At 59.4% G+C, this 13,051-nt stretch carries 10 protein-coding genes; 1 reads left to right on the plus strand and 9 read right to left on the minus strand.

Annotated features, from left to right (window positions below; genetic code table 11):
- From AACV02_RS07210 to AACV02_RS07230, 5 genes are all read right to left on the minus strand, one after another.
- On the minus strand, positions 1-722 hold a 722-nt coding region (locus tag AACV02_RS07210; protein WP_157986847.1), incomplete at its 3' end, for an amino acid ABC transporter ATP-binding protein.
- Positions 719-1,390 carry an amino acid ABC transporter permease gene (locus AACV02_RS07215; RefSeq protein ID WP_106579410.1) on the minus strand — a complete coding sequence of 224 codons (672 nt, stop codon included), beginning with the start codon at positions 1,388-1,390 and terminating at the stop codon, positions 719-721. The genes AACV02_RS07210 and AACV02_RS07215, both read right to left, overlap by 4 nt.
- Positions 1,390-2,136: an amino acid ABC transporter permease gene (locus tag AACV02_RS07220; protein ID WP_003208731.1), complete on the minus strand. Its 747-nt coding sequence runs from the start codon at positions 2,134-2,136 to the stop codon at positions 1,390-1,392. Before AACV02_RS07220 ends, AACV02_RS07215 begins: the two co-directional genes overlap by 1 nt.
- Before the next feature lie 194 nt (positions 2,137-2,330).
- Entirely contained in the window at positions 2,331-3,257 is a 927-nt protein-coding gene (locus tag AACV02_RS07225) for a glutamate/aspartate ABC transporter substrate-binding protein (RefSeq protein ID WP_106579409.1), read from the minus strand.
- Between the two features lie 1,260 nt (positions 3,258-4,517).
- Positions 4,518-6,839 (minus strand): TonB-dependent receptor, encoded by a 2,322-nt coding sequence (locus AACV02_RS07230; RefSeq protein WP_119738603.1) that lies wholly within the window; start codon positions 6,837-6,839, stop codon positions 4,518-4,520.
- Positions 6,840-6,960: 121 nt separating this feature from the next.
- Between AACV02_RS07230 and AACV02_RS07235 the strand changes: the two genes are divergently transcribed.
- Positions 6,961-7,686, plus strand: coding sequence for a tetratricopeptide repeat protein (locus AACV02_RS07235; RefSeq protein WP_119738605.1), 726 nt, complete (start codon positions 6,961-6,963; stop codon positions 7,684-7,686).
- Positions 7,687-7,733: 47 nt separating this feature from the next.
- Here AACV02_RS07235 and glpD read toward each other — a convergent pair whose 3' ends face one another.
- The 4 genes from glpD to AACV02_RS07255 form a co-directional block, all read right to left on the minus strand.
- On the minus strand, positions 7,734-9,272 hold the full coding sequence (gene glpD / locus AACV02_RS07240; RefSeq protein WP_119738607.1) for a glycerol-3-phosphate dehydrogenase: 1,539 nt from the start codon (positions 9,270-9,272) through the stop codon (positions 7,734-7,736).
- A 245-nt stretch (positions 9,273-9,517) separates the two neighbouring features.
- Entirely contained in the window at positions 9,518-10,273 is a 756-nt protein-coding gene (locus AACV02_RS07245; RefSeq protein ID WP_010212755.1) for a DeoR/GlpR family transcriptional regulator, read from the minus strand.
- Between the two features lie 95 nt (positions 10,274-10,368).
- The gene (glpK, locus tag AACV02_RS07250) at positions 10,369-11,874 is read right to left on the minus strand and encodes a glycerol kinase GlpK (protein WP_106577274.1); all 1,506 of its coding nucleotides are present in this window, start codon (positions 11,872-11,874) and stop codon (positions 10,369-10,371) included.
- Positions 11,875-11,954: 80 nt separating this feature from the next.
- Complete coding sequence (locus AACV02_RS07255) at positions 11,955-12,809, minus strand: MIP/aquaporin family protein (protein ID WP_119738609.1); 855 nt, start codon at positions 12,807-12,809, stop codon at positions 11,955-11,957.
- Between the last annotated feature and the right edge of the window lie 242 nt (positions 12,810-13,051).

Consider the following 13,051-nt stretch of genomic DNA (forward strand, 5'->3'; position numbering starts at 1 on the left):
ATTTTCTCAAGGAAGTGCTGCGCGCGTTCGGAGCGGGCGCTGATGTCGCCGAAGAACTCCTCCTTCGGGCAGTCTTCGATGATCTTGCCGGCGTCCATGAAGATCACACGGTCGGCCACTTTGCGCGCAAACCCCATTTCGTGGGTTACGCACATCATGGTCATGCCTTCGTGGGCCAGTTGCACCATCACGTCGAGCACTTCGTTGACCATCTCAGGGTCGAGCGCCGAGGTCGGTTCGTCGAACAACATGACGATCGGGTCCATGGCCAGGGCGCGGGCAATCGCCACCCGTTGTTGCTGGCCGCCGGAAAGCTGGCCCGGGTGCTTGTGCGCGTGTGCCGAAAGGCCGACGCGCTCAAGCAGTTGCAGGCCCTTTTTGGTGGCTTCTTCCTTGCTGCGGCCAAGCACCTTGATCTGCGCGATGGTCAGGTTTTCGGTGATGGTCAGGTGCGGGAACAGTTCGAAGTGCTGGAACACCATGCCCACGCGCGAGCGCAGTTGCGGCAGGTTGGTCTTCGGGTCGGCGATAGACGTGCCGTCCACCACCACGTCGCCTTTCTGGAACGGTTCCAGTGCGTTGACGCACTTGATCAGGGTGGATTTACCCGAGCCGGACGGCCCGCACACCACGATCACTTCGCCTTTTTTAACCTCGGTGCTGCAATCGGTCAGCACCTGGAAGTCGCCATACCACTTGTTGATGTTCTTGATAGAGATCATACGGCAAACCTTTTTTGCAGACGCTTGACCAGCAGCGAGGCGGAAAAGCTGATGATGAAGTAGACGACACCGGCGAAGATCAGGAACTCATTGGAGCGGCCAATGATGTCGCCGTTAGAGCGGGCGGAGTTGAGGAAGTCCACCAGGCCCACGGTGTAAACCAGCGAGGTGTCCTGGAACAGGATGATCGACTGTTGCAGCAGCAACGGGGTCATCTTGCGGAACGCCTGGGGCAGGATGATCAGACGCATGGTCTGGCCATAGGTCATGCCCATCGCCTGTGCGGCGGCCATCTGGCCCTTGGGGATCGACTGCACGCCGGCCCGCACGATTTCACAGAAGTACGCGGCTTCGAACATCATGAAGGCCACGACGCAGGAGGTGAACGCACCAATCGGGGTGTCTTCGCCGGTGATCCAGCGCAACACGAACGGCACCGCCAGGTAGAACCAGGTGATCACCAACAGCAGCGGGATCGAGCGGAAGTAGTTCACGTAGGCGCCGGCCAGACGCGACAGCAGTTTGCTGGACGACAGGCGCATCAGCGCCAGCATCGTACCCAGCGCGATACCGCCGATCACACCCATGACCATCAACTGCAAGGTCATGACCATGCCGTTCCACAGGCCAGGAATGGCGGGGATGATGCCGCTGAAATCGAAGTCCATTATTTACCCCCCACGGAGATCAGGCCGGGCACCGCGACTTTCTTCTCGACCACGCGCATCAGCAGCATCAGGCTCATGTTCAGGGTGAAGTAGATCAGCGTGGCCAGGGTGAAGGCTTCAAACAGGTTGGCCGAGAACTCGGCAGTCTGTTTGGTTTGCGCCAGCAGTTCCATCAAGCCGATCAAGGACGCCACGGAGGAGTTCTTGAACACGTTGAGGAATTCCGAGGTAAGCGGCGGAATGATGATGCGGTAAGCTTGAGGCAGCAGCACGTTCCAGTAGATCTGCGGCAGCTTGAAGCCCATGGCGCGTGCGGCAGATTCCTGGCCGCGTGGCAGCGCCTGGATGCCGGTACGCACTTGTTCACACACACGGGCGGCGGTGAACAGGCCCAGGCACACGACGACGCTCAGGTAGGCCGAGGTGGTCGGGTTGAGGTCTTGTTTGTACCAGTCCTGCAGGTTTTGCGGCAGCAGATCGGGTATCAGGAAGTACCAGATAAACAGCTGAACCAGCAGCGGCACGTTACGAAACAGTTCCACGTAGCAGGTCGCGATGCCCGATACGATGCGGTTTGGCACGGTGCGCATGACGCCCAGAATGGACCCCAGCAACAAGGCGATAATCCATGCCACGACAGCGATGGCGATGGTCCAGCCCAAGCCGGCGATGTACCAGTCGAGATAAGTCTCGCTGCCCACGCCAGTGGACTTGAAGAACACGCCCCAGTCCCAGTTGTAATTCATTAGGGTCTCCCCTCGAGATCGATCGATGTACAAGCACCCGCTTGGGGAAGATCCTTTCCCGCCCGACGTTGAACGCCAGGCACACGCGATCGGCTCGAAAACCGCCAGGTCGAGTGTTCCAAATTAAAGCCAGCAGGTAGTAACAGACGCCTGAGGGAGGGTTGGCTCCCTCAGGAGATAAGCTTAGTCAGGTATCAGATTTTTACGTCAGGGGCTGGTTTGTCGCTTGGGTTAGCGATCAGCTCCTTAACCTTGTCGCTCATCGGGAAGTTGAGGTTCAGGCCTTTTGGAGGAATCGGGCTCTCGAACCACTTGCTGTAGATCTTGTTGATTTCGCCGGATTTGTACAGACCGACGATGGCGTCATCGACAGCTTTTTTGAAGGCTGGATCGTCTTTACGCACCATGCACGCATAGGCTTCGAAAGACTGTGGCGTACCGGTGATGACCCAGTCGTCCGGCTTCTTGGCCTTGGCTTCTTCGCCTGCGAGCAGGGCGTCGTCCATCATGAAGGCGACGGCGCGGCCGCTTTCCAGCATCTGGAAGGATTCGCCGTGGTCTTTGGCGGAGATGACGTTCATGCTCATTTGCTTATCGGCGTTCATCGCTTTGATGATGCGCTCGGACGTGGTGCCAGCGGTGGTCACGACGTTTTTGCCTTTCAGGTCGGCAAAGTCAGCGTAGGACGGCTTGCCATCCTTGTCTTTCTTGACCAGCAGGCGGGTGCCGATTTCGAACATGTTGACGGTGAAATCAACTTGTTGAGCGCGTTCGGCGTTGTTGGTGGTGGAGCCGCATTCGATATCCGCGGTGCCGTTCTGGATCAGCGGGATACGGGTTTGCGAGGTGACCAGGTTGTACTTGACCTTCAAATCGGGTTTGTTCAGGTCTTTTTTCAGGGCTTCAACGATGGCCAGTTGAATGTCGTGGGAGTAGCCCACGGGTTTGCCCGAGCCGTCCGCGATGTAGGAAAACGGAATGGAGCTGTCGCGGTGAGCGAGAGTGATGGTGCCGGAGTCGTTGATTTTCTTCAGTGTGCCGGTGAGTTCGGCGGCGAAAACTGGAGTGCTGATCAGAGCAGCAGCGATAGCTGCGCCCAGGATATGGGGAACGATGCGCATCAATACTTCCTCGACATTTGTTTTTTTTATGAAGCCGGCTAGACGGCTCTCTTTTGTACAGCGAATGCCCGTGACGGCTCCTGAAGCGTCGCAGGCAATCGTCAGGGAGTGTAGAGCATGAGTCGTGCCATACCAGGGATAAAAGGTTATCTGGTTGATTTATATGGGTATTAAGTTTGTATGACGGGAGGGGTTTGGCGGTTTGGTCCGGCAAACCGAATGGTTTGGGGTGTGGTGTTCGGAAAACCGAATGGCTGCGGTGGGGGGTGTATATCCGTTGCTGCGGTCAGGGCGGCTTAGGGTTCCGCTCTTACAGCGGGTCACTTTTGGCAAACGCCCCAAAAGTAACCAAAAGGTCTTTGCCCCACCACTCGGCACCTCGCCCAGGCTCGGTGTGCCCTCACTCCGGCTTGAATCCGTGGGCCGCCGCGACGGGCCATCCATGGCCCAACGCGGCTAACCCGGCGTCCTGCCGGGTTACCCACGAATTCAAGCCTGCGTTCGGCCAGCGTGGTTGACGGGGCCTGTCAGATCAAGATCAAAAGCAGAGCACGGCGGCCTAGTAGCCGACCTGAGTGGTTGAAGCAAAAGCGGATCAAAAGCGGAGAAACACATCTCATATCTGATGCACTGAGATCCAAATGTGGGAGCGGGCTTGCTCGCGAATGCGGAGTGTCAGCTACACATGAGTTGACTGATCCACCGCCTTCGCGAGCAAGCCCGCTCCCACAAGTTGACCGAGTTCAGCCTCCAGCACCGCACTGCTTTTGCTTTTCTGTGGGAACTGGCTTGCCTGCGATGCAGGCAACTCGGTGTATCAGTAACTCCCAGTCGATGCCATCGCAGGCAAGCCAGCTCCCACATTTGACTGAGTACAGCTTCCAGAATCAGGTCGGCTGTCAGGCCGCCTCGGCTTTGCTTTTGCTTCTACCACTCAGGTCGGCTACTAGGCCGCCGTGCTGTAGATCTTGATCTTGATCTTAGGCGCCCCGTTAAACCACGCGGCCGAACGCAGGCTTGAATCCGTGGGTAACCCGGCAGGACGCCGGGTTAGCCGTGTTGGGCCATGGATGGCCCGTCACGGCGGCCCACGGATTCAAGCCTTCGTTCGGGCACACCGAGCCTAAGCGAGGTGCCGAGTGGTGGGGCAAGAGCCCTTTGGTTACTTTGGGGCTTTTCCAAAGTGACCCGCCGTAAGGGCGGAACCCATACCCGCCATCACCCAACCAACGGATATGCCCCCCAAAACACCCCCCACAATCAGAACGTATAGTCAGCCGAAACAACCGCCGCACGCCCATCACCCGGCACCGCCCAACCGTTGTTACGGATGCGCGTCAGGTATTCCTTGTCGAACAGATTGTTAACGTTCAACTGCAGGTTCAACTGTTTGTTGACCTTGTAGCCGAGCATCGCGCGCTGCACGGCGTAGCCCGGCGCAGTCGGTGCCCCGGCGGCGCTGACCAGGTACTGCTTGGATTGCGCCGTGATGCCGTAGCCCACCTGAAAGTCGTAGGGCAGGTCGTACACCGTCCAAAGGCTGGCCGCATGTTTCGGCGTAAACGGCAGCGGCTCGCCTTTCTGCGCGTCGAAGCCGGTGGTGGCCAGGGTGAAGTCGCTGGCGCTGCGCAACACTCGGGTATCCAGGTAGGTGTAGTTGGCGAAGACTTTCCACTTATCCGTGATCGCACCGCTCAGGCCGAGTGCCACGCCGTCTGCGCGTGCTTTGCCGTCGAGCGATTGCGTGCCGCTCAGGTTGGTCGGGTCGGGATCGGCGACTTTGTAGTTGGTGCGGTCATTGCGAAAGATCGCGCCGGTGACCGACAAGGCATTGTCGAGGAAGTCCCATTTGGTGCCGATCTCATAGCTGACGGCGGTTTCCGGGGCAACGTTGCAGTTGTTGGTGGGCGCGCTGGACGTTTTCGCCGGGGTAAAGCAGCCACCATTGACGCTGGCTTGCGACGGCGTCTTGCTGTTGCCGTAGGCGATATAGAAACTGCCGTTTTCCACCGGTTTGTACACCAGCGCCAGGCGATAGGACGTCAGGTCATCCGCTTGGCCGTAGCGAACGCCGGGCGTTTCCACGCCGGTGCTGGAGTAGGCATTGGTGACCGAACTGCCGGCATTGTGCTCGTAACGCAAACCGCCGTTGATTTCCCATTGCGGGTTGAGTTTGAGCGTGTCGAAGGCGTAGGCGGCGCGGTTGTTCAGCGCACCGTCAACGTGGGCTGCGCGGGTGAAGTTGACGGGGCCGGTCCAGTCCGAGTTGGGGTCGCTGAAGCTGACCGGCGGTGGAACGATCGTGCTGCCGTTGCTGTTGGTCAGCCATTTTCCGGTATCCGCCTCGTATTCCTCGCGGCTGATGGCGATGCCGGTCACCAGTGTGTGGTCGATAAAGCCCGTGCTGAAGTGACTGGTTACGTCAGTCTGGTTGGTGAACATTTTGTTCTGGGTGTTGCGCTCGTTGCCCAGCGAACCGCCGCTTGGCTGGAAATAGCCTGGCTTGAGGCCGGTGGCGCAGGGCGCGCCCGTTATCTGGGTGCCGCTGGCCAGGCAGCCGGCCTGGGCACCTTCGGGGCCGGAGGCGCGCAGGTCCTGGCGCACGCGCTCGACGCGGGTGAAGTTGCGCACTGACACGGCGTCGTTGAAGTCGTGTTCGAGTTTCAGGCTGAACGCGTCCGAGGTGATTTGCTGGTCATTGATGTTGTGGTAACCGTAATAGTCGCTCCAACCCACACCCGGCATCGGCTTGCCGTTGTAGATGGGGATGCCGTACTGCGGCGTGTTGTCATCTTTCTGGTGTTCATAACTGACGGTAACGCGGGTCGGCGTGCCCAGGCCAAAGGCGATGGAGGGCGCAATGCCCCAGCGCGAGTAATCTTCATAATCGCGGCCCGGCACATCGTTACCATGCGCCATCAGGTTGAGCCGGAACGCCGTGGTGTCGTTGAGTTGTTGATTGGTATCCAGCGTGGTGCGCTTGTAGTTATCGGTGCCGATGCCGGCGCTGATCGTGGTTTTGTCGCGTAATTCCGGCTGCTTGGACACCAGGTTGATGGTGCCGCCGACCGCGCCGGAACCTGAGTACACCGAACTCGCGCCGCTGACGACTTCGACCTGTTCCAGGTTGAACGGGTCGGTGCGGCTGTACTGCGCGCTGTCGCGCACGCCGTCGACGTAGATGTCGCCGCTGGCCGAGAAACCGCGCAGGTTGATGCTGTCGCCGTAACCGCTGCCGCCTTCGCCGGCGCCGAAGGTAATGCCTGGCACGGTGCTGAGCACGTCGCGCAGGGTCAGCAGGTTTTGATCGTGAATGACTTCCTTGGGCACCACGGTAATCGTCTGCGGTGTATCACGCAGCGCCTCGGTGTACTTGGGGGAGGAAGGCGCTACGGGGTTGTAAACGCTCTGGCTTGGGGCCTGACCTTCGATACTGGTCGCGCCGAGCTGAATTACCCCTGTGCCGTCATCTGCAGTCTCCGCTGCATAGCTGAATCCTCCTTGCGCAGCCACTGCCAAACCCACCGCCGATGCGAGCAAATGCCGCGATGAATGAGGGGCAGAACTGATCCCGGTAGCCATTGAATAGTCTCGTGTTGTTGGAATTGAGAGGTGATCGTAATTGATAAACGATCTCAAATGTAATAGTTTGTAACAGGATGATTCATGAAATTTTTGTCAGCTTGAGAGAGTGCAGACGAGCATGCAGAGCGCGCGGCCAGGCAATGAATCGGGTGAAATCGGTGATAACCCGCGCGCGTATGCGCGATGGGTGATGCACGCTGCGCAATTGGGTGATGCCGACGCGCAGGCGACCTTGGGTCAGTTGTTGCTGGAGGGTCGGGGCATACAAAAGGACGAAGCGTTGGCGCTGAGCTGGTTTCGCATCAGCGCACGTCAGGACCACCCGATGGCCATCAACATGATCGGGCGCTGCCTTGAAAACGGCTGGGGTTGCGAAATCGACCTGCCGGACGCCGCCGAGCATTACCGCAAAGCGGGCGACCTTGGGCTGGATTGGGGGCTGTATAACTACGGCCAGTTGCTGACGCGCGGTCGCGGTGTCGAGCGCGACCTTGTCGCCGCGTATGAGTTGTTCGAGCAGGCGGCGGCCAAAGGGCATGCCAAATCGATGAACCTGCTGGGGCGGTTCCACCATGAAGGCGTCGTGGTGTCCAAGGATGTGCAACTGGCGCGGCAGTGGTATCAGCGCTCAGCCGAGGCGGGCGATTTTCGCGGGCAATACAACCACGCTGCCGAGCTGGCCGAAACCGGCGATGAGCCGCAGGCCTGCCTGTGGCTGGAGCGCGCGCTGGCAACGGCAACACCCGGGTTTTTGCAGGCGGCTTATCCGGTGTTGCTGGGCTCCGCCCTCAGCGGCATTCGTGACATGGGCCTGCGGTATCAGCGCCAGGCGCAGCAGGCATAAAAAAAGCCCCTGGCCTTTGGGCACAGGGGCTTTTCACGACGGCTTGATCAGGCCGCTTCGATCTTCGCGCGGTTCTGCTCGACCTTGGACAGGTAACGCTGCACGTTGGCCTGTTCCTCTGGGGTGGTGAACAGCCCAAGTTTGGTACGGCGCCACAACACGTCCTGCGGTTTCGTTGCCCATTCTTCGGCGCACAGGTAATCGACTTCGCGGGTGTACAGGCCGCCACCCAGGTGATCGCCCAGGTCAGCCAGCGACTGCACACCTTCGAGCAAGCGCCAGGTGCGGCTGCCGTAGGTGGTAGACCAACGACGCGCGATCTCGGCCGGGACCCAGTTGAACTTGGCGCGAACTGCCTCGGCCAGCGCTTCTGGCGTGGTCATGTTCTCGCCGCCCGGCAGGCTGGCCGTGGCCGTCCAGCTTGGACGCATCTGGGTGAAGAACGGCGCCAGCTGCGCCATCGCCGACTCGGCGAGTTTGCGGTAGGTGGTCAGCTTGCCGCCGAACACCGACAGGATTGGCGCCTCGCCAGTGCCGCCAGACAGCGACAGGGTGTAATCGCGGGTGATGGCCGACGGGTTGTCCGACTCGTCGTTGCACAACGGGCGCACGCCGGAGTAGGTGTGGACGATGTCGTCGCGGCTCAACTGCTTCTTGAAGTGGGCATTCACCACTTTAAGCATGTAGTCGGTTTCACCTTCGGTAATCGCTACTTTCGCCGGATCGCCGGTGTATTCGCGGTCAGTGGTGCCGATGATGGTCAGGTGGTTCAGGTACGGAATCGTGAAGACAATGCGCTGGTCCTCGTTCTGCAGGATGTGTGCGTGGGCACCCTCATACAGTTTCGGCACGATCAGGTGGCTGCCCTGGATCAAGCGGATGCCGTAAGGCGAATCCAGCTTCAGGTCTTCCTTGATGAACTTGGCGACCCATGGGCCGGCGGCGTTCACGAGGGCGCGGGCGCGGATCGAGAACAGGCTGCCATCGGCGCGTTCCATGTTCATTTCCCACATGCCGTTGTTGCGGTGCGCGCTGATGCAACGGGTCTGGGTGTGGATATGCGCGCCTTTTTCGCGAGCGGCCATGGCGTTCAACACCACCAGGCGGGCGTCATCGACCCAGCAGTCGGAGTATTCGAAGCCTTTGGTGATTTCGCTTTTCAGCGGGCTGTCAGGGCCGAACTTGAGGCTCTTGGAACCGGCGAGTTTTTCACGCTTGCCCAGGTGGTCATACAGGAACAGGCCAGCACGAATCATCCACGCCGGGCGCAGGTGTGGGCGGTGTGGCAACACAAAACGCATTTGCTTGACGATATGCGGGGCCTTGGCCAGCAGCACTTCACGTTCGGCCAGGGCTTCGCGCACCAGGCGGAATTCGTAATGTTCGAGGTAACGCAGGCCACCGTGGATCAGCTTGCTGCTGGCCGAGGACGTGTGGCTGGCCAAGTCGTCTTTTTCGCAAAGGAATACCGACAAACCTCGACCGGCTGCGTCTGCTGCGATGCCGACGCCATTGATCCCGCCACCAATTACGGCAACGTCATAGACTTCGGCAAGCGGTGGAGCAGGCAAGGTGGAAGGGTTCATCGGCTAGCCTCGCGATCTTTTCGTCTTGGAATTCGAACATTAATGTTCATTTACGAAAATGGTAGCTGATAAACGCGCGCACAGCCAGCCAACTTCGATTGAAAAAACTCATCGAAGGGGGGCAAAGGGAAAATTTGTGAACATGAGGGTGGCAGATAGATCGCTATCGGGGGCAAGCCCCCTCCCACAGATTGATCGCATTCCAGTGTGGGAGGGGCTTGCCCTCGATAGCGCCAGTAACGGCGCTAAACGACTTCCAGCCGAACCTTGTGCTGGTTCAACAACTGCACCAGCGCGGGCACTGGCTGCTGATCGGTCACCAAGCAGTCCACCAGGCTGATCGGCCCCAAACGAATCATGGCATTGCGCCCGAATTTGCTTGAGTCGGCCGCCAGGATCACCTGGCGCGCATTGGCAATGATCGCCTGGGAAACCCGCACTTCCTGGTAATCGAAGTCGAGCAGGCTGCCGTCTTCGTCAATACCGCTGATGCCCACCAGGGCGAAGTCGACCTTGAACTGGTTGATGAAATCGACGCTCGCCTGACCGACCACACCACCGTCGCGGCGCACATTACCGCCGGTTAACAGTACGTCGAAGTCGTCCTTGGCACTGAGCATGGTGGCGACGTTGAGGTTGTTGGTGATGATTTTCAGGTGATTGTGATTGAGCAGCGCGCGCGCGATCGATTCGGTGGTGGTGCCGATATTGATGAACAGCGAGGCATGATCAGGAATTTGTGCGGCAATGGCTTCGCCGATGCGTTGTTTCTCATCGCGCATCTGGTCGGCACGCATGGCGTACGCGGTGTTCTCGACACTGGAGTCATAGGCCGCGCCGCCGTGGTAGCGGCGCAGCAGATTGGCGTCCGCCAGCTGATTGATATCGCGGCGGATGGTTTGCGGGGTGACAACGAATAGCTGCGCCATCTCCTCGATACTGACATAGCCGCGTTCGCGGACCAGTTCGAGGATTTGTTGCTGGCGGGGAGGCAGATTCATGGGGCGTCCTTTGGGCTGCCATACAAAAGTGGCCCATGATGACGCAGCACGCCGCTCCCCGCCAGTTACAACCCTATGTGGGTCCGGCGCTTGGCTTATTCAGCGCCTTCGTGCGGTTCCCAATCGCGGGTACGGCTTACCGCTTTCTGCCAGCCGGCGTAGAGTTTTTCTTTGGCGGCTTCGTCCAGCGTGGGTTCGAATTCACGCTCGATCACGGCCTTGCCGCGCAGCTCGTCCAGGCTGCCCCAGAAACCACAGGCCAGGCCGGCCAGGTAAGCGGCGCCCAGCGCGGTGGTCTCGCGCATTTGCGGGCGCTCGACCCGAGTGCCGAGGATGTCGGCCTGGAACTGCATCAAGAAGTTGTTGGCGACTGCGCCACCGTCCACACGCAGGGCTTTGAGGCGTTCGCCGGAGTCCTGTTGCATGGCGTCCAATACGTCGCGGGTCTGGTAGGCAATCGACTCCAGGGCTGCACGAATGATGTGATCAACCCGTACGCCACGGGTCAGGCCGAACAGCGCGCCACGCGCATACGGGTCCCAGTAAGGAGCGCCCAGGCCGGTGAAGGCCGGGACCAGGTATACGCCGTTGCTGTCTTTGACCTTGCCGGCGAAGTATTCGGTGTCGGTTGCATCGGCAATGATCTTCAGCTCGTCACGCAGCCACTGTACGGTGGAACCACCGTTGAATACCGCGCCTTCCAGGGCGTAGGCCACTTCGCCGCGGGGGCCGCAGGCGATGGTGGTGAGCATGCCGTGTTGGGATTTGACGGCCTTGTCGCCGGTGTTCATCAGCAGGAAGCAGCCGGTGCCGTAAGTGTTCTTGGCCTGACCCGCTTCTACGCACATCTGGCCGAACAGGGCCGCTTGCTGGTCACCGGCGATGCCGCCGATGGCGATACCGCTTTTGGTACGGCCGTAGATTTCCGAAGACGATTTGACTTGCGGCAGCATTTCGCGCGGCACGTCGAGAATCTCCAGCATCTTCGCATCCCACTCCAGGGTGTGGATGTTGAAGAGCATGGTGCGCGAGGCGTTGGTGTAATCGGTAACGTGGGTTTTGCCGCCGGTAAATTTCCAGATCAGCCAGCTGTCGATGGTGCCGAACAACAGCTCGCCGTTGCGCGCACGCTCACGGCTGCCTTCGACGTTGTCGAGGATCCACTTGAGCTTGGTGCCGGAGAAGTACGGGTCGGTGACCAGGCCGGTGGTGTCATTGATGTACTGCTCGTGACCATCACGCTTGAGCTGCTGGCAGATCTCGGTGCTGCGCCGGCATTGCCAGACGATCGCGTTGTAGATCGGACGGCCAGTGATCTTGTCCCAGACCACGGTGGTTTCACGCTGGTTGGTGATACCGATGGCAGCGACCTGGTCATGGTGCAGGCCGGCTTGTGCCAGGGCCTCGACCATCACCGCGCTTTGGGTGGCGAAGATTTCCATCGGGTCATGCTCGACCCAGCCGGCTTGCGGGTAATGCTGGGTAAATTCGCGCTGGGCGGTGCAGACCACGTTGGCGTCACGGTCAAAGATGATCGCCCGCGAACTGGTGGTGCCCTGATCAAGGGCAATGATGTAGTTCTTATTCTGAATATCGGTCATGTCGATTGCCTTGGACGGAAAATAAGAGAGTAAGGAATCAGCCTGGGCCGCAAAGGGGCAGAGGGACCAGGCTGGCGCTATCAGGAAATACGCGTCTTGCCGTTGACAGCCGTGTCAGGTGTTTCATCTATAGCAGGTGTGGCGCTCGGCAGATGACGGGCAATCAGCCCGCGATAGGCCGCAGCACCGAGGCAGGCGCCGACAATCGGCGCGAAAATCGGAATCAGGAAGTAAGGAATATCGCGGCCACCGGTAAAGGCCATTTCACCCCAGCCGGCGAAAAAGGTCATCAGCTTGGGCCCGAAATCCCGCGCCGGGTTCATCGCAAAGCCGGTCAGTGGGCCCATGGCACTGCCAATCACCGCGATCAACAGGCCGATCAGCAGCGGGGCCAACGGGCCGCGTGGCAGGCCGTTGTTGTCGTCGGTAAGGGCCATGATCACGCCCATCAGGATGGCGGTGATGACCATTTCCACCAGAAACGCCTGGGCTGTGCTCAGCAGGGCATGCGGGTAGGTGGAGAACACCGACGCCAGCTCCAGGCTGGCCTGGGAGCCGCGAACCATGTGGTGGGTTTGTTCGTAATCGAAAAAGAGATTGCTGTAGAGCGTGTACACCAGCGCGGCGGAGCAAAAGGCGCCGGCGACCTGGGCGAGGATATAGAAGGGCAGTTTGCGTTTTTCGAAATCGGCAAAAATGCACAGGGCTATGCTCACCGCCGGATTGAGGTGAGCCCCGGAAATACCGGCGCTCAGGTAGATCGCCATGCTGACGCCGATCCCCCAGATGATACTGATTTCCCACAACCCAAAGCTGGCACCCGCGACCTTGAGCGCAGCGACACATCCTGTACCGAAGAAGATCAGAAGCGCAGTCCCCAGGAATTCGGCCATGCATTGGCTCGAAAGTGAAGGCTGTTGAAGAGCAGTTGTCATGGAAAACCTCAATTGTTGTTCTTGTTTGGCGCGCGGCCTCAACGGGCTGTTGCGCGATTTTCACCGTGGCGAGGATCCCCATCCAGGACATGGCTTATTGCTGGAGTACCGCAGGTGCTATTCCTACAGTATTCGGAAACGAAAAAATATAGACAAGAATGACGGCTGTCAAAGGTCGAAAGTGAACCATCGGTCATTTTCGAACTATTGGTCTGGTGAATGATCACGCTTACGCCGATTGG

This window comes from Pseudomonas sp. Larv2_ips (assembly GCF_963879675.1).
Lineage (GTDB): Bacteria > Pseudomonadota > Gammaproteobacteria > Pseudomonadales > Pseudomonadaceae > Aquipseudomonas.